This is a genomic window from Klebsiella oxytoca NBRC 105695 (assembly GCF_001598695.1).
Taxonomy (GTDB): Bacteria; Pseudomonadota; Gammaproteobacteria; order Enterobacterales; family Enterobacteriaceae; genus Klebsiella; species Klebsiella oxytoca.
This window is the reverse complement of record NZ_BCZK01000022.1, coordinates 30,853-47,968: the sequence shown is the minus strand read 5'-3', so window position 1 is coordinate 47,968 and position 17,116 is coordinate 30,853. Positions and strand designations below refer to the sequence as shown.

General features: G+C 56.9%; 15 protein-coding genes and 1 pseudogene. 10 read left to right on the top strand and 6 right to left on the bottom strand.

The window, feature by feature from the left end:
• The 4 genes and pseudogenes from KO1_RS25425 to mgtU all read left to right on the top strand — a co-directional run.
• Positions 1–418: pseudogene (locus tag KO1_RS25425) on the top strand (MgtC/SapB family protein); the annotation flags it as partial.
• 155 nt (positions 419–573) lie between these two features.
• Positions 574–3,306: a magnesium-translocating P-type ATPase gene (gene mgtA / locus KO1_RS25420; RefSeq protein ID WP_004101988.1), complete on the top strand. Its 2,733-nt coding sequence runs from the start codon at positions 574–576 to the stop codon at positions 3,304–3,306.
• Positions 3,307–3,324: 18 nt separating this feature from the next.
• Entirely contained in the window at positions 3,325–3,417 is a 93-nt protein-coding gene (gene mgtR, locus KO1_RS28370; protein WP_004101989.1) for a protein MgtR, read from the top strand.
• An 11-nt stretch (positions 3,418–3,428) separates the two neighbouring features.
• Positions 3,429–3,515 (top strand): magnesium transporter protection protein MgtU, encoded by an 87-nt coding sequence (gene mgtU, locus KO1_RS28855; protein WP_251009858.1) that lies wholly within the window; start codon positions 3,429–3,431, stop codon positions 3,513–3,515.
• 50 nt (positions 3,516–3,565) lie between these two features.
• On the opposite strand, the gene katG is transcribed toward mgtU, so the two are convergent.
• Both katG and KO1_RS25410 read right to left on the bottom strand, forming a co-directional pair.
• Positions 3,566–5,749 carry a catalase/peroxidase HPI gene (gene katG, locus KO1_RS25415; protein WP_024274156.1) on the bottom strand — a complete coding sequence of 728 codons (2,184 nt, stop codon included), beginning with the start codon at positions 5,747–5,749 and terminating at the stop codon, positions 3,566–3,568.
• Between the two features lie 265 nt (positions 5,750–6,014).
• Positions 6,015–6,947, bottom strand: coding sequence for a LysR family transcriptional regulator (locus tag KO1_RS25410; protein ID WP_024274157.1), 933 nt, complete (start codon positions 6,945–6,947; stop codon positions 6,015–6,017).
• A 99-nt stretch (positions 6,948–7,046) separates the two neighbouring features.
• Here KO1_RS25410 and KO1_RS25405 point away from each other — a divergent pair, with 99 nt between their 5' ends.
• Positions 7,047–7,481: a DMT family transporter gene (locus KO1_RS25405; protein ID WP_016809042.1), complete on the top strand. Its 435-nt coding sequence runs from the start codon at positions 7,047–7,049 to the stop codon at positions 7,479–7,481.
• Between the two features lie 9 nt (positions 7,482–7,490).
• Positions 7,491–7,955, top strand: a complete 465-nt coding sequence (locus KO1_RS25400) for a DMT family transporter (protein WP_004101994.1) — start codon at positions 7,491–7,493, stop codon at positions 7,953–7,955.
• Between the two features lie 31 nt (positions 7,956–7,986).
• Here KO1_RS25400 and KO1_RS25395 read toward each other — a convergent pair whose 3' ends face one another.
• Complete coding sequence (locus KO1_RS25395) at positions 7,987–8,700, bottom strand: B3/B4 domain-containing protein (protein ID WP_004101996.1); 714 nt, start codon at positions 8,698–8,700, stop codon at positions 7,987–7,989.
• 43 nt (positions 8,701–8,743) lie between these two features.
• Here KO1_RS25395 and KO1_RS25390 point away from each other — a divergent pair, with 43 nt between their 5' ends.
• The 3 genes from KO1_RS25390 (at position 8,744) to KO1_RS25380 (ending at position 12,300) form a co-directional block, all read left to right on the top strand.
• Entirely contained in the window at positions 8,744–9,346 is a 603-nt protein-coding gene (locus KO1_RS25390) for a helix-turn-helix domain-containing protein (RefSeq protein ID WP_004101997.1), read from the top strand.
• A gap of 186 nt (positions 9,347–9,532) precedes the next feature.
• Entirely contained in the window at positions 9,533–11,452 is a 1,920-nt protein-coding gene (gene mrdA, locus KO1_RS25385; protein ID WP_024274158.1) for a penicillin-binding protein 2, read from the top strand.
• Positions 11,453–11,556: 104 nt separating this feature from the next.
• Complete coding sequence (locus tag KO1_RS25380) at positions 11,557–12,300, top strand: glutamine amidotransferase (protein WP_004102001.1); 744 nt, start codon at positions 11,557–11,559, stop codon at positions 12,298–12,300.
• 2 nt (positions 12,301–12,302) lie between these two features.
• Here the strand turns inward: KO1_RS25380 and KO1_RS25375 are convergent, their stop codons facing one another.
• Positions 12,303–12,851: a TetR/AcrR family transcriptional regulator gene (locus KO1_RS25375; protein ID WP_004102003.1), complete on the bottom strand. Its 549-nt coding sequence runs from the start codon at positions 12,849–12,851 to the stop codon at positions 12,303–12,305.
• Positions 12,852–12,965: 114 nt separating this feature from the next.
• On the opposite strand from KO1_RS25375, the gene KO1_RS25370 reads away from it, so the two are divergent.
• Positions 12,966–13,748: an SDR family NAD(P)-dependent oxidoreductase gene (locus KO1_RS25370; protein ID WP_004102005.1), complete on the top strand. Its 783-nt coding sequence runs from the start codon at positions 12,966–12,968 to the stop codon at positions 13,746–13,748.
• A gap of 305 nt (positions 13,749–14,053) precedes the next feature.
• Here the strand turns inward: KO1_RS25370 and KO1_RS25365 are convergent, their stop codons facing one another.
• Positions 14,054–15,535 (bottom strand): pyridoxal phosphate-dependent decarboxylase family protein, encoded by a 1,482-nt coding sequence (locus KO1_RS25365; RefSeq protein ID WP_160886463.1) that lies wholly within the window; start codon positions 15,533–15,535, stop codon positions 14,054–14,056.
• Positions 15,536–15,544: 9 nt separating this feature from the next.
• Positions 15,545–16,930, bottom strand: a complete 1,386-nt coding sequence (locus KO1_RS25360; protein WP_017145898.1) for a diaminobutyrate--2-oxoglutarate transaminase — start codon at positions 16,928–16,930, stop codon at positions 15,545–15,547.
• Positions 16,931–17,116: the final 186 nt, after the last annotated feature.

Sequence of the window (17,116 nt, the reverse complement as noted above, 5' to 3'; positions counted from 1 at the left end):
CGCCGCAACCCTGTGGTGCTCTGCGGCGATTGGTGTACTCTGCGGTTTAGGCCAGTTCTGGCAAGCAGCGGCGGCAACGCTGATAATCCTCTGCGCCAATATTCTACTGCGCGAAGCGGCGCAGAGAATTAATCAGATCCCCGGCGCGACAGAAGAAGAGAAATGCTACGTTCTGAATATTGTCTGTCAAAGCGAATATGAAAACGCGATTCGTCAGCTATTGCTTAATATCAGTAAAGAGATGACGCTCAGCCTTCAGGGACTGGTGTCGACAGCAGCAAAAGAACAAGGGCATAAAGAAATCCGCATCGAACTGGTGGGAAATACCGACTGTCGAAAAGCGCGAGATCTCATTATGACAAGAATTGGCGGGGACGAAAACATTACGTCAGTCCGCTGGTGCGTCGAGGGGAGTTAACCTCGTGACTATTTCACTCTGACAATCATTTGTCTAAGGAGGGAATGATGGATATTCCCAGGCGATTAAAGTAATAAGCGTTTAATAACGTAAAAATGAATTATGCATAAGTCATTTATGCAGGGATAACGACGTCTTAAATTTGAGGATTAATCATGACTGACATGAAAATAGAAAACCGGAAAATAAACCGGTCTGCGTCAGAAAATGATAAGCAGCATAAAAAAAGCTTCGCCATTGAAACCGAGGCATTTAACAGTCCGGATCATACGCTGGCGCGGTTAAACAGCAGTCGCCACGGGCTCACCACCGAAGATGCCCTTGAACGACTGGATGAATACGGCCGCAATGAAGTGGCGCATGAGCAGGCGCCGCCGGCGTTGATCCAGCTTTTGCAGGCATTCAATAACCCGTTTATCTATGTCCTGATGGCGCTGGCCGCCGTCAGCTTCGTGACCGATTACTGGCTACCGCTGCGTAACGGCGAAGAGACCGATCTGACCGGGATCATCATTATCGTCACGATGGTTAGCCTGAGCGGGTTATTGCGTTTCTGGCAGGAGTTTCGCACCAATAAAGCGGCGCAGGCGCTGAAATCCATGGTCCGCACCACGGCGACGGTGCTGCGTCGCGGTCCCGGGAATATGGGGCCGGTGCAGGAAGAAATTGCCATTGAGGAGCTGGTGCCCGGGGATATCATCTTCCTGGCGGCGGGGGATCTGGTTCCGGCAGACGTCCGCCTGCTGGAATCCCGGGACCTGTTTGTCAGCCAGTCGATACTCAGCGGCGAGTCGCTGCCGGTTGAAAAGTATGACGTTCTGGCCAGCGTTTCCGGTAAAGGATGCGACAGGCTTCCCGAGCCGAACAAAGATAAAAGCCTGCTGGAGATGGGCAATATCTGTCTGATGGGCACTAACGTGACCAGCGGCAGGGCACAGGCGGTGGTGGTGGCCACCGGAAACCGTACCTGGTTTGGTTCGCTGGCGAAATCCATCGTCGGCACGCGTACTCAGACGGCGTTCGACCGCGGGGTAAACAGCGTTAGCTGGCTGCTGATCCGCTTTATGCTGGTGATGGTACCGATTGTGCTGCTGATTAACGGCTTCAGCAAAGGTGATTGGGTTGAAGCCTCGCTGTTCGCCCTGGCGGTAGCGGTTGGCCTGACGCCGGAAATGCTGCCGATGATCGTCAGCTCCAACCTGGCGAAAGGCGCTATCGCCATGTCGCGGCGCAAAGTGATCGTCAAGCGGCTGAACGCCATCCAGAACTTTGGCGCTATGGACGTGCTGTGTACCGATAAAACCGGTACGTTAACTCAGGACAATATCATCCTTGAGCATCACCTTGATGTCAGCGGTCATGAGAGCGACCGGGTGCTGACGCTGGCCTGGCTTAACAGTAGCAGCCAGAGCGGGGCGCGCAACCTGATGGACCGGGCGGTGCTGCGCTTTGGCGAGGGGCGGATTGCGCCAGCGACCAAAGAGCGTTTTGTCAAACTTGATGAACTGCCGTTTGATTTTGTCCGCCGTCGGGTCTCGGTGTCGGTGGAAGATGTCCGCCACGGTGACAAAAGCCTGATCTGCAAAGGCGCGGTCGAAGAGATGCTGATGGTCGCCACGCATCTTCGTGAAGGCGATAACGTTGTGGCGCTGGATGAAACCCGACGCGATCTGCTGTTAGCCAAAACGAAGGACTATAACGCCCAGGGCTTCCGCGTGCTGCTGGTCGCAACCCGCAAGCTGGATGACTCCGCGCTGACCACGCCGCTATGCACCGCCGATGAGCAGGGATTGACGGTTGAAGGGATGCTGACTTTCCTCGATCCGCCGAAAGAGAGCGCGGGAAAAGCCATTACCGCGCTGCGCGATAACGGCGTGGCGGTGAAAGTGCTGACCGGCGATAACCCGGTGGTTACGGCGCGTATTTGCCTGGAAGTGGGCATCGATGCCCACGGTATTCTGACCGGCGCCCAGATTGAAGCGATGACGGATCGCGACCTGGAGCGAGAAGTGGAAACGCGCTCGGTATTCGCGAAGCTGACGCCGCTGCAGAAGTCGCGCATCCTGAAAACGCTGCAGAAAAACGGCCACACCGTCGGCTTTCTCGGCGACGGCATCAACGATGCGCCAGCCCTGCGCGATGCGGACGTCGGCATTTCGGTTGACAGCGCGGCGGATATCGCCAAAGAGGCATCGGATATCATCCTGCTGGAAAAGGATCTGATGGTGCTGGAAGAAGGGGTGATCAAAGGACGTGAGACGTTCGGCAATATCATTAAGTACCTGAATATGACTGCCAGTTCTAACTTCGGCAACGTCTTCTCGGTACTGGTGGCCAGCGCGTTTATTCCGTTCCTGCCGATGCTGGCGATTCATCTGCTGATTCAGAACCTGATGTACGATCTCTCCCAGCTCTCGCTGCCGTGGGACAAAATGGACAAAGAGTTTCTGCGCAAGCCGCGTAAGTGGGATGCGAAGAATATCGGCCGTTTTATGCTGTGGATTGGCCCAACCTCGTCCATTTTTGATATCACCACCTTCGCGCTGATGTGGTACGTGTTTGCAGCAAATCACGTCGAAGCCCAGGCGCTGTTCCAGTCCGGGTGGTTTATTGAAGGACTGCTGTCGCAAACGCTGGTGGTGCATATGCTGAGAACGCAGAAAATTCCGTTTATCCAGAGCCGGGCGACCTTGCCGGTGCTGCTCACCACCGCGGTGATTATGGCTATCGGGATCTACATTCCGTTCTCGCCGCTGGGAGCGATGGTCGGACTGGAGCCGCTACCGCTGAGCTACTTCCCATGGCTGGTCGCGACGCTGCTCAGCTATTGCCTGGTAGCGCAGGGCATGAAGCGTTTCTATATCAAACGTTTCGGTCAGTGGTTCTGATGATAAGGAGGCGCAGAGATGAATCGTTCTCCGGACACCATCATCGCGCTGATATTTTTCCTGATGGGTTTGCTGGTGCTGCTGTTAGCAATCTGGCAAATCCTGTTCTGAAAGGGGGCGCGATGCGCAGAGGATCGCTGGATAAAGTCTTTATTCAGGTGGCGATTATTGCGGCCATCATTATTCTGCTGACAATCTGGATTAGATAAGAGGATCCCGGGCCAGTGGCCCGGGATGTGCATTTCTGCCGGTAAAGATGTTACAGATCGAAGCGGTCGAGGTTCATCACTTTGGTCCATGCGGCGACAAAGTCACTAACGAACTTTTGCCGCGCATCGCTGCAGGCATACACTTCTGCCAGCGCACGCAGGACGGAGTTAGATCCAAAGACCAGGTCAACGCGGGTCGCGGTGTATTTCTCTTCGCCGCTCTTACGGTCGCGACCGATAAACAGCTCAGCGTGCTCATCAGCGGCTTTCCAGACGGTGCCCATATCGAGCAGATTGACGAAGAAATCATTGCTCAATACGCCCACGCGGTCGGTAAACACGCCGTGACGGCTGCCGTCGAAGTTAGCGCCCAGCACGCGCAGGCCGCCCACTAGTACCGTCATTTCCGGCGCCGTCAGCGTTAACTGCTGCGCCTTATCAATCAGCAGCGTTTCGGTGGAAATGCCGCCGCCAATGCGGCGATAGTTGCGGAAACCATCGGCCAGCGGCTGCAGCAGATCCATCGCTTCGACATCGGTCTGATCCTGGCGCGCATCGACGCGGCCTGGAGCAAAGGGGACGCTAACCTGAACGCCCGCCGCAACGGCAGCCTGCTCAATGCCCACTACGCCAGCCAGAACGATAATATCGGCCAGCGAAGCTTTACCGGACGCCTGCTGAATCGCCTGCAGGGTCGGCAGCACGCGGGTTGCGATAGCGTTCACCGGCCAGGCATTCTGCGGTTCCAGCGCCAGACGTGCGCCGTTAGCGCCGCCGCGTTTATCGCCACCGCGGAAGGTGGAAGCCGACGCCCATGCCACGGAAACCAGCTCGCTGACCGACAGACCAGCATCGGCAATAGCGGTTTTCAGCGCGGCGATGTCTTCTGCGCCCGGATTGTGGATCGCTGCCGGTAACGGGTCTTGCCAGATCAAATCTTCTTTCGGTACTTCCGGACCCATATAGCGGGATTTCGGCCCCATATCGCGATGGATCAGTTTAAACCACGCGCGGGCGAAAGCCTCGTTAAAGGCCTGCGGATCGTTAAGGAAGCGACGGCAAATTTTATCGAATTCCGGGTCAAAGCGCAGCGTCAGGTCAGTCACCAGCATGGTCGGCTTACGTTTTATCTCTGGATTAAAAGGATCAGGGATAATTTCGGGGCCGTCTTTCGCTTCGAACTGAATCGCGCCTGCCGGGCTACGGGTTTGTACCCATTCATATTTGTACAGGTTTTCTAAGAAGTAGTTGCTCCACTGAGTCGGCGTTTGCGTCCAGACAACCTCAAGACCAGAGGTGATGGCATCCGCGCCTGCGCCGCTATTGTAGCTGTTCGCCCAACCGAGACCCTGCGCTTCAATCGGCGCCGCTTCCGGCTCTGCGCCTACGTGGGTGGTCACCGCAGCACCGTGCGTTTTACCCAGCGTATGGCCACCGGCGATCAGCGCGACGATCTCTTCATCATTCATCGCCATATTACCGAAGGTAGCGCGAATCGCTGCGGCTGCGGAGAGCGGGTCGCCGCTGGCGTTGGGGCCTTCCGGGTTAACGTAAATCAGACCCATTTCAGTGGCGCCAATGGCCTGCTGATTCAGGCTTTCCGGATGGCGGTGAGCCAGCCATTCGGTTTCATTACCCCAGTCAACATCCAGATCCGGTTCCCAAACGTCTTCGCGGCCAGCCCCGAAGCCAAAAGTACGGAAGCCGGAATTTTCCAGCGCCACGTTGCCCGCCAGCATATAGAGGTCGGCCCAGGAGATTTTCTGACCGTATTTCTGTTTTATCGGCCACAGCAGGCGACGGGCCTTATCGAGGCTGACGTTATCCGGCCAGGAGTTGAGCGGAGCGAAACGCTGCTGACCGCGTCCGGCGCCGCCGCGACCGTCAACGGTGCGGTAGGTACCGGCGCCGTGCCATGCCATACGAATAAACAGCCCGATATAGCTGCCCCAGTCCGCTGGCCACCACTCCTGCGAGTCATTGAGCAGGGCATGCAGGTCGGCTTTCAGCGCTGAATAGTCGAGCTTTTTAAACTCTTCCCGATAGTTAAAGTTCTCCCCCAGCGGGTTAGAGCGATTGGAGTGCTGGTTCAGCAAATCGACGCGTAGCTGATTGGGCCACCAGTCGCGGTTGCCGGTACCACCGCCCGCGCTCTGCGTTGGCGTTGGCGTTTCGGCGTGAAAAGGGCATTTCCCTGCGGATGGGGTGTTCGATGGATCGTTTGACGTGCTCATATCAGGCTCCGTTTGCTTTTGTGAATGCCATTACGATATACACTGCTTCGAGTAAACGATATGTGAATAAAACTACGGATTTAATAGATAATTCCGTTCAATTGCTCTTGTAAAAACCGAACATATGTCATTGTTGAATGATTAGTTTTCGGTATTAACGCGAACACAATAATAGGAACCTCAGGGTAAAGGAATCGTTAAAACCGCTTCAGCGCCGGGGAAGACGCATTGTTTGCGTTACGACAATTTTCATGCGTAAAAAAGCTTAGCGCTGCCAGTATAAAGGCGTACCAAAAACGTCGACAAAATAGTCAATTACCGTCCGTACGTTTAGCGAAGGGTGGCGAGCGTGAGGATAAATCGCCGACACTGGCGAAGGCGTGCTGCTAATCGCGGCGGTGAAATGAGGCATCAAATGAATCAGTCTTCCCGCGCCAATGGCTTCGTTGACCATCCAGTCGGGAAAAAGTATTACCCCCATGCCGCCCAGCGCGGCGGTCAGCAACGCATCGGCGTTATTGGATGCCAGCTGCGGGGTTTGCGGATAGTGAACCCATTCGCCTTCCGCGAGGCGAAATAACCAGCGGTTAGGCCCGTTTGAACCGCTGTACACCAGCGTACTGTGCTGGCGAAGATCTTCCGGCCGCTGCGGAACACCGCGACGCTGCAGATAGCGCGGGGCGGCAACCAGATAGTGATGCTGCATCCCCAGCACTCTGGCATGAACGCTGGAGTCGGGCAGGCTACCGATGCGGAAAATAACATCGGTCGCCTCCCGATGCGGATCGATAAAATCATCGGTCAGCGCCAGCTCAATTTGCATTTGTGGATAACGTTCGCTCAGACCCGGTAGCCATGGCGCAATATGGCGCTGGCCAAAGTAGACCGGGGCGTTGATTCGCACCAGCCCCCCAGGCTCAAGGCTCCGATCCTGCAGGTCGCGTCTGGCGGCGCTGAACTGTTCGCTGATGCCTCTGGCATGTTCGGCAAAAAGACGTCCGGCTTCGGTGGGCACCACTGCGCGGGTATTACGATAAAACAGCTGTTGGCCGAGGGAGTCTTCAAGCTGATGAATGACGCGCGACACCATGGACGGGGAAACGCCTTCCCGTCGCGCCACCACGGAAAAGCTCTGGCTGTCGTACACGGCGATGAATAGCTGTAGCGCCCGAAAATTCACATTACCCGCATCGCTCATTTATGCAATATCCGCAAAAGTGTTTTCCTGATTGTACCGTTTTTCACACTACTTCGCTGTTTTATGCTCTGCCGCTTGATTAATAAGCGGAATTTAATGATGCAGTTATTACTGATTTTTCTGGTGATTGCCGGCGGCATGGGTCTGTCCGTCGAAGCCGGGCTACTGGGACCGCTGGCCGGTCAGGTAGGGGATTTATGGGCGACGTTCAGTATATTTGGCGTCGGGAGCGCCCTCACGTTTTTGCTGATGCTGCTGTTTGGCCCGCGCCAGAGCCCCTCATTTTTCTCTTTACCCGGCTGGCAGCTCACCGGAGGCGTGCTGGGACCCATTTACGTCGTCATTTTAACCGTTGCCGTACCGGTGATCGGTATCGCTATGACGATGATCGGCATTCTTGCCGGCCAGGTCTGTAAAAGCCTGCTGATCGACCATTACGGTCTGTTCGGTTCGCCAAAACGTAAAATCGATGGGCGGCGGCTTATTGCTCTGCTGTTAATCGTTGTCGCCCTGGTTCTGATTGCCACAAGCTGAGGTTGTAAAATGAGTAGCATAATGATTTTGTTGGCGCTGGTCGGCGGCGCGATGCTGAGTATGCAGGCGGCGATCAACGGCCGTTTAGGCAGTCAGGTTGGCGTGTTTCGTAGCGCATTTCTCACCTTCGCCGTGGGAGGATTGATCACCGCGCTGCTGATTTTGTATTTCGAGCCTCACCAGACGATGACGCTGCTCGATGTGCCGAAATGGCAGCTGCTGGGGGCGTTTTGCGGTGTACCCTATATCGTGATTATGGTGCTGGCGGTTCAGCGTATCGGCACCGCGACGGCCACGGTAGCGGTGATTTTTGGCCAACTGGCCATGAGCCTGCTGATTGATAATTTCGGCTGGCTGGGAAATGACGCCATCGCTTTCTCCCCGGGCAGGCTGGGGGCGATCGTCTGTCTGGGGCTGGCGTTGTTCTTTATTTATCGCTCCAGTTCAGTGGCCGCAGCGGAAGATAAGCAGTAGAGAGACATCTGTTTTGCCCGGTAGCGATACGCTACCGGGCGCCCCCTGTCAGCCAGACGTCGGCCGTTATCAGCTGCGAATACATTTTCGCTTCGGGCATCATCGACAGTAGACCGGCCATCAGCATTTCTCCTGCCTCATGAAGCGCGCTAAGCGGCATTTCCGGCAGACTTTCAAGAATAAACCACATCCGCGGACTCTCTACGCTCAGGCGAGTGCGTACTCCCTGTCGCCAGTTCCAGCGTCGGCAGGTCACCCCTGCGTCATCGCACCAGACCACTTCACCCGCGTCGGGGTTTTCGAAGACGATCTTTCCCTCTTTGACGGTATCGAACGGCTCGCTGCCGTCGGCGATCTTCAGTTGCGGGACGCCAACGTAAGCCGCCAGGTTTTCCCCACCGACCGGCACGGCGTAGCGCAGGCTCACCGCATTATAGAGATCGACGATCGGATCGAGCGCTGCCATTTCGCCATCGCGCAGCACCCGCCTGCGCAAGGCTTCCGCCGAGCAGGGCGTGCGCTTAGGCTTTGCGCCAAAGGCGCGGAATACCTCGTTCCAGGCCTGCAAATGTGCTTCCGCCCACTGCGGCTCACCGGCGATAACCGCACGGCAGGCGGAATGGAGCGCTTCTGCACCAACCTGCGGCGCGCGTACGGGAGCAGAGATAACATCAATGCTCAGGGCGCGAAAGCCGGGAGCCAGCGCCGACACCTGTGGGCTGATTGACGGTAATACGTTATTCATTGGATAATCCTTTAACGACTATTTTAAAGCATGATATCGACCGATGACCAAAAAAGTCAATATAACGACCGGGGCGGGCGCTGATGCCGCCAGCATCAATGAAGCCGTTGCGGCGCGCATTAAGCGCTATCGGGCGGAAAAGAAGATCTCCCTCGACGAGCTATCAAGGCGCGCGGGCGTCAGCAAAGGGATGCTGGTAGACATTGAAGCCTGCCGGGCTAACCCGAGCATTGCGCTGTTATGCCGTCTGGCGTCAGCCATGGGCGTTGCGGTGGCCGATTTCGTCAATGTTGCCTCCGCGCCGCCGGTAAAGGCGATCGCCGCAGGCGATATCCCCACGCTGTGGCAGGGTGAACAGGGCGGCCACGCGCGACTGCTGGCCGGAACCAGCGGTCCAGATATGGTGGAACTCTGGCAGTGGAGTCTTTATCCGGGCGAAATTTTTACTTCTCCGGGCCACGGAGAAGGGACCACGGAGCTGCTTTTTGTGACCGAGGGTGCCCTGACATTAACGGTGAACGACAGCCTCTATTTGATTCCCGCCGGTGATTCAGCCGTCGCACGTACCGACGCTCCGCATAGCTACGCTAACGCCGGCGAAACGGTGACGCGATTCACCATGACGGTCAGTGAAAAAGCGCGCTAGCCATTCGCCTCCGTCGATCTTACGATGGAGGTTATTTCAGTGACAGTGTCACTTTAAATCTCTAACATGCTGATACATTTCTGCCAAATCATTAGCAACATTTCGGTAGGGCTCCCGCTGCGATAACGCTATTCTTCCCCGCTTTTCCTTTTTCAGGCCCTTTGTAACCCAGGTAAATGACCGCTAATGTCCCTTATGAGAGATGAAATTCGCGACCATTCAGCGGAAGAGATGTTATTTATCCGCCGTGCTGTCATTGCGTTTCTACTGGTGGTGGTCTGCTTTGCTGTCCTGATTGTTAACCTCTACCGCCTGCAGGTAGAGCAGCACGACTTTTATCAGACCCGTTCAAACCAGAACGACATTAAAATGCTGCCCATCGCGCCGAGCCGCGGGCTGATTTTCGACCGCAACGGCATCCCGCTGGTACAAAATATTACCCTCTACCGTTTACAGGTGATCCCGAGCAAAATCGCCGATATGACGGCGCTGCTGCAGCAGCTGACGCCGATTGTTGATTTAACCCCGCAGGATATCGCCGACTTCCGCGACGATATGCACCACACCAGCCGCTACAAAGAGGTGACCTTAAAATCGGACCTGAGCGATATTGAGGTGGCGCGTTTTGCCGTCAATGAGTTCCATTTTCCCGGCGTTACCGTAGAGAGCTACCAGCAGCGCGCTTATCCCTACGGCGCCGAGCTGGCGCACGTGGTTGGCTATGTCTCGAAGATCAACGACAGCGATTTGCAAAAGCTGGCCAAAGCCGGCGAAGAAGAGAACTACGCCGCCGACCATAATATCGGTAAGCAGGGCATCGAAGGCTACTATGAGAAAGCGCTGCACGGCACCACCGGTTATCAGGAGGTTGAGGTGGATAACCACGGGCGGGTGGTGCGTCTGCTAAAAGAGGTGCCACCGGTGGCTGGGAAGAACATCTACCTGACGCTGGATTTGCATCTGCAGCAGTATATCGAGTCGGTGCTGAAGGGGCAGCGCGCGGCGGTGGTCGCCGTCGATCCGCGCGACGGCGGCGTGCTGGCGATGGTTTCCAGCCCCAGCTATGACCCGAATCCCTTTGTCAGAGGCATTGGCTACCAGGCCTATCGTTCGCTGCTCGAAAACCCCGACCGTCCGCTGATTAACCGTGTCACCCAGGGGCTCTATCCGCCCGCGTCGACGGTGAAGCCCTACATGGCGCTGTCGGCGCTATCGGCGGGCGTAATCACGCCAACCACCTCCTTCTTCGGCGCGCCGACGTGGACGCTGCCGGGAACCCAGCGCCGCTACCGCGACTGGCTGAAGAGCGGCCACGGCATGCTTAACGTCACCAAAGCGATCGAAGAGTCGGCGGATACGTTTTTCTATCAGGTGGCGTTTGAGATGGGGATCGACCGTATTCACGAGTGGCTGAGCAAGTTCGGTTACGGTCAGTCTACCGGTATCGATCTTAACGAAGAGTATGCCGGGGTGCTACCGAGCCGGGAGTGGAAACAGCGGGTGCATAAAAAACCGTGGTATCAGGGGGATACCATTTCCGTCGGCATCGGCCAGGGCTACTGGATTGCCACGCCGATCCAGATGGTTAAAGCGCTGACGACCCTGATAAATAACGGCAAAGTGCAAAATCCGCATCTGCTTTACTCCATGAAGCAGGGGAATAGGGTCGAGCGCTATCAGCCACCGCAGAATCTGCCGCAGATTGGCGATCCGCATTCGCCATACTGGGACGTAGTGCGCAACGGTATGTACGGCATGGCGAACCTGCCAAACGGCACCGGGTATAAGCTGTTCCATACCGCGCCGTACCAGATCGCGGCAAAATCGGGGACGTCCCAGGTCTTCAGCCTGAAGGAGAATCAGACCTACAACGCGAAGATGATCCCGGTGCGCCTGCGCGACCATATCTTCTACACCCTGTTTGCGCCGTATCAGCATCCGAAGGTGGCGATGGCGCTGATTCTGGAGAACGGCGGCGGCGATGGCGTAGTGGCAGGACCGACGGCACGCGCCATCCTCGACCATATCTTTGACCCGGCCAACGCGCCGGCTGAACAGGGTGCTGCGGCTGCGGTGCCGCAGGTGGAGAGCGCGGACGCGCAGTAGACGTTATTCGCCCGGAGCATAAGCGTTAGCGGATAGGTTATTTGCCCCCGCTGGCGCTTTTGCTCATAGTAGGGCTCTGTGTTGTTGTGAAAAAAGGCCCTCCGATGTCGTTAAGCCGAAATACGCTTCTTATTGTGCAGACCGGCACCCCGCCGGATGAAATCGCCTCCGACCACGGCGATCTTCCCTCCTGGTTTGCTCATTTACTGGCGCCGTGGCGCAATAAAATCAGCGTGGCGCGAGTGTTTGCCGGGGAGACGCTTCCCGCCCCGGATAACGCGACCGTCGCGGTGATTACCGGCTCATGGGATATGGTGACCGAACGCCTGCCGTGGAGCGAAATGACCGCGGCCTGGATCCGCGAGGCAATGGCAATAGAGATGCCGCTGTTTGGCGTCTGTTACGGGCATCAGCTGATGGCGCATGCGCTGGGCGGCGAGGTGGATTACCATCCTGCCGGGCGCGAGGCCGGAAGCAAAACTATTTCGCTGTCAGAAAGCGGGCGGGCGGATCGTCTTCTGGCCGATCATCCGGCGCCGTTCAGCGCGCATCTGACTCATATGCAAACGGTCACCCGATTACCGCCGGGGGCGAAGGTGCTGGCCTCGTCGCAGCACGATCCGCACCAGATTGTGCGCTACGGCGCCCATGCCGTCTCCACCCAGTTCCACCCGGAAATCACGCCGGCGATTGCCCGCTCGCTGATCGCGTACCGTCAGGCGGCACTGCGCAACGAGGGTATTGACCCGGATAATCTGAGCCTTGAGGTTGAGGAAAGCCCGGTGGCCTCGGCGATTTTGACCCGCTTTGTTGCCGGCTATCTGCCGCCGGATCGGGAAACGGCGTAACGTTAGCGCTGGTTTTCCTCAAGCCAGGCCGCTGTTTCTCGCAGGATTTCATCTGAAAACGCCGAATCAGCGGTCATTCGCGCCAGAATCAACGCCCCGACCATGGCAGACCAGTTGCCAATCGCCGCACGACGGCTCTTTTCCGGGTTTTTCTCATTAATCGCTTCGCTGAGATAAGCTATCTGCTGCTGCAGTCGCGCGGTCATTTCATCGCGTGCGGATTCAGACTGGCGGATGGTCTCCGCCGCCAGCGCTGCCAGCGGGCAACCGCTGGCAAAATTATCCCGGTGCTCGGGTGAGAGATAACGTGCGATAAGCAATTCGACGTCGTTATCCGCCGCTTCGCTCTCTATCTTCAGTTCAGCAAGGGTTTGTGCGATCAGGTCATCCTTCGATTTAAAGTAGCCGTAAAATCCGCCGTGGGTCAGACCGGCTGATTTCATAATATCAGTGACCGTGACCGCGTCAAAACCGCGCTCACGAAACAACCGGCCGGCGGCGGTCAGGATTGTCTGCTTATTCTCTTCAACCTGTTTTCTGCTCACTCTCATGGCGCGTTCCTGCGATAAATTATTTATGATGACCATCATATAACAATATTTACAGCTTACCCAGCTCGTGCCATTATACATGGCGGCCATCATGTATAATTCAGGAGTGTCGTTATGAGCAGTCAATCAGCAGTACTGGTGACCGGGGCATCGACAGGTATTGGCGCAGTCTATGCCGAACGTTTTGCTCGCCGCGGTCATGACCTGGTGCTCGTTGCGCGTCATCTCGAGCGGCTGACGGCGCTGGCCGAGCGGCTGCGCGGTGAAACCGGCGTTCAGGTCGACATCCTGCAGGCCGACTTAACTCAGGATAGCGACATTACCGCAGTCGAGCAGCGGCTGCGGGAAGACGCACAAATTGGGATTCTGATTAACAATGCCGGCACGTCGATACCAGGCGATTTTCTTAACCAGAGCAGCGCCGATATCACTCGGCTGATTACCCTCAACGTTACTGCCGTGACCCGCCTGGCAAACGCTATCGCACCGCGTCTAACCCGGGCCGGAGCAGGGGCCATCGTCAATATTGCATCGGTGGTTGGGCTGGGCCCGGAAATGGGCCTGACCGTATACGGCGCGACAAAAGCGTTTGTGCTGTTTCTTTCGCAGGGGCTCGACGTTGAGCTAAGCGCGAAGGGCGTATACGTGCAGGCGGTCCTGCCTGCGGCCACCCGTACCGAAATCTGGCAGCATAGCGGTAAAGATGTCAACGCCATTCCCGGCGTTATGGAGGTGGAGAAACTGGTGGATGCCGCCCTGGTCGGTTTTGACCGCCGCGAATTGGTCACCATACCGCCGCTGCAGGACGAAACGCAGTGGCAAATGCTTAACGCGATGCGTCAGGCTATGCTGCCCGCTTTCGTGCAATCTGAGCCAGCGGCACGTTATCTCGCCTGATCGTTTGTTTGTCTCACCGTGTATCGGAAAGGAGAGTCGATACACGGTGCGACAACATCGCGCCATCGCACGTCCGGCGCAGATATAACGCCTCGGGGAAAGCGCCCGAAGTGGCAGAATTTCCCGGAGGCGATGCTGCTTATCTGTCCGGGCTACGCGTCCTCAGCAGTCTGCAGGACTGTAGCCTGGGCAGACGCTTTGCGCCGCCCCCGGGAAATGGCGTGACAACGTCACAAGCTCAGGGCGAAACCCAATAAAAAAGCCGATAAGGTAAGTTATCGGCTTTCGTGGTCAATGCGAAAAGCTTACTGCGCCAGCAGCTCCTGGGCGGTGCGGTCGACCAGGCTCAGCAGCACCTTCACGTCATCTAACGTAACGATCGGGTTCAGCAAGGTTAGCTTCAGGCAGGTAACGCCGTTGTGCTCGGTCACCCCGACGTTAGCGCGGCCGGAAGCCAGCAGCGCATCGCCAACCCGCTGGTTGAGCAGGGCGATGGCGGCGTCGTCGCTGCCCGCCATCTGCTGCGGACGGGAACGGAACAGCACGCTCGCCAGCTGCGGCTGCATCACCAGTTCCAGCGTCGGCTGCGTTTCGACATAATCCGCTACGTTCAGCGCCATCGTCACGCCGTGATCGATGATTTCCGCGTACTGCTTCTGGCCCAGCGCCTCAAGACCCATCCACAGCTTCAGCGCGTCGAAGCGGCGGGTGGTCTGCAGCGATTTGGACACCAGGTTCGGTACGCCATGCTCTTCATCGAACTCAGAGTTCAGATAGGCCGCCTGATAGCGCATCAGCTCGTAGTGACGGGCTTCTTTTAACAGAAACGCGCCGCAGCTGATGGTCTGGAAGAACTGCTTATGGAAATCCAGAGTGATGGAATCCACTAAGTCAATGCCGTCCAGACGATCGCGATACTTCTCAGACATCAGCAGCGCGCCGCCCCAGGCTGCGTCAACGTGCAGCCAGATCTGATGCTCTGCCGCGACAGCCGCGATTTCTCGCAGCGGGTCAATGGCCCCCGCGTCGGTAGTGCCAGCGGTAGCGACAATCGCCATAATCTGCTCGCCGTTAGCCTGAGCCTCGGCGATTTTCGCTTTCAGGTCCGCCACGTCCATCCGCGCGAATTGGTCGGTTTTCACCAGCGTCACGGAACGGTAGCCGAGGCCCATCAGCGCCATGTTCTTCTGCACCGAGAAGTGGGCATTTTCAGAACACAGTACTTTGTAGCGACGAACATCGCCCGGCAGACCATCCTGCTGGATGGAGTGGCCCTGGCGGGCAAAGAAGGCATCGCGCGCCAGCATCAGCCCCATCATGTTGCTCTGGGTACCGCCGCTGGTGAACACGCCCGCATCGCCAGCGCCGTAGCCGACCTGCGCACGCAGCCATTCAATCAGCTTGATCTCAATGATGGTGGCTGACGGGCTTTGATCCCAGGAATCCATGCTCTGGTTGGTGGCGTTAATCAGCACTTCCGCCGCCTGGCTAATCACCAGGCTCGGGCAGTGTAGATGCGCCACGCACTGCGGGTGATGTACCGACAGGCTGTCTTTCAGGAAGTACTCGATCGCACGTTCAATCGCCGCCTGGTTGCCCAGACCCTGTTCGTTGAAATCAAGGGTGATGCGCTCACGCAGTTCGTCAACGCTTTTCCCCTGATACATTTCAGGCTGCTGCAACCACTGCGCGACAGCCTGGCTGGTCTGGGCGATCGCTTGCTGATAGGCATCAATACTCTGTGCGGAACCAGCAAGAATCGGATTCAACTTGGACATTGCGGTCACTTACTCCACTCAGACCGGTTTTACGCCGGCGGCCAGCAGGGCCTGTTCAAATTTGTCGAAGAAAATTTCCAGCTCAGCGTTGCTGATCAGCAGGGACGGCAGCAGACGCAGCACGCAGCCGTGGCGACCGCCGCGCTCGAGGATCACGCCCGCTTCGAAGCATTTCTTCTGCAGCAGGGCGGAGAGTTCGCCGTCCGCCGGGTAGCAGCCCATGTGATCCGGCGCTTCGTTCGGTTTAACGATCTCAATACCGATCATCAGGCCCAGACCGCGAACGTGGCCAATCACCGGATAGCGTTTCTGCATCTCGGCCAGCTTGCCCTTCAGCCATTCGCCCTGAGCGGCGGTTTTATCCGCAATGTTATTGTCTTTCAGGTGGCGCAGGGTGGTCAGGCCGGTCGCCATCGCCAGCTGGTTGCCGCGGAAGGTGCCGGTGTGGTGACCCGGTTCCCAGGCGTCGAACTGCTTTTTGATACCGAGAACGGCCAGCGGCAGACCGCCGCCGACGGCTTTCGACATCACGATAATGTCCGGCTCGATGCCCGCGTGTTCGAAGGCGAAGAATTTACCGGTACGCGCAAAGCCCGCCTGAACTTCATCGACGATCAGCAGAATGCCGTGTTCCTGAGTCACTTTACGGATGCGCTGCAGCCACTCGACCGGAGCCGGGTTCACGCCGCCTTCACCCTGAACGGCTTCAAGGATCACCGCCGCCGGTTTACGCACGCCGCTTTCGACGTCGTTAATCAGGTTTTCGAAGTAGTAGGTCAGCGCTTTTACGCCGGCCTCACCGCCGATACCCAGCGGGCAGCGGTACTGGTGCGGGTAAGGCATAAACTGCACTTCCGGCATCATGCCGTTAACCGCCGCTTTGGGCGACAGGTTACCGGTGACGGACAGCGCGCCGTGGGTCATCCCGTGGTAACCGCCGGAGAAGCTGATTACGGAAGTACGGCCGGTGTATTTTTTCGCCAGCTTCAGCGCCGCTTCTACGGCGTCAGCGCCGGAGGGACCGGTGAACTGCAGGCAGTATTCTTTACCTTCGCCCGGCAGCAGGGAAAGCAGGTATTCAGAGAAGCGATCTTTTAACGGAGTGGTGAGATCGAGAGTATGTAACGGCAAGCCGCTGGTAATGACACTTTGGATGCTCTGCAGCACATCAGGGTGGTTGTGACCGAGAGCCAGAGTACCTGCGCCGGCAAGGCAGTCGAGATACTGTTTGTTATCCGCATCGGTCAGCCAGACGCCTTCCGCTTTAGTAATCGCAAGGGGCAGCTTGCGCGGGTAGCTCCTGACATTCGATTCGAATTCAGCCTGACGGGCCAAAAAGGTATCGTTGTTTGCATCTAATAAATCTGCGCCTAAAGTATCAATACGGACTTTATCCGTCATCATATCACTCCCACAACCAGCGTTACGGTTGAGCGCTGGTTGAATAAAATGGTGTAAGAAAATGAATCGCCATGCATTAAAGCGGGCACAATATATGGCTTTTTAGAACCGCGTTCAACGTTTTATTGATTAAGCTATATTTACGTTATTTTTACACTGCAAAATTAACGCATAACGCATTGATAAAAA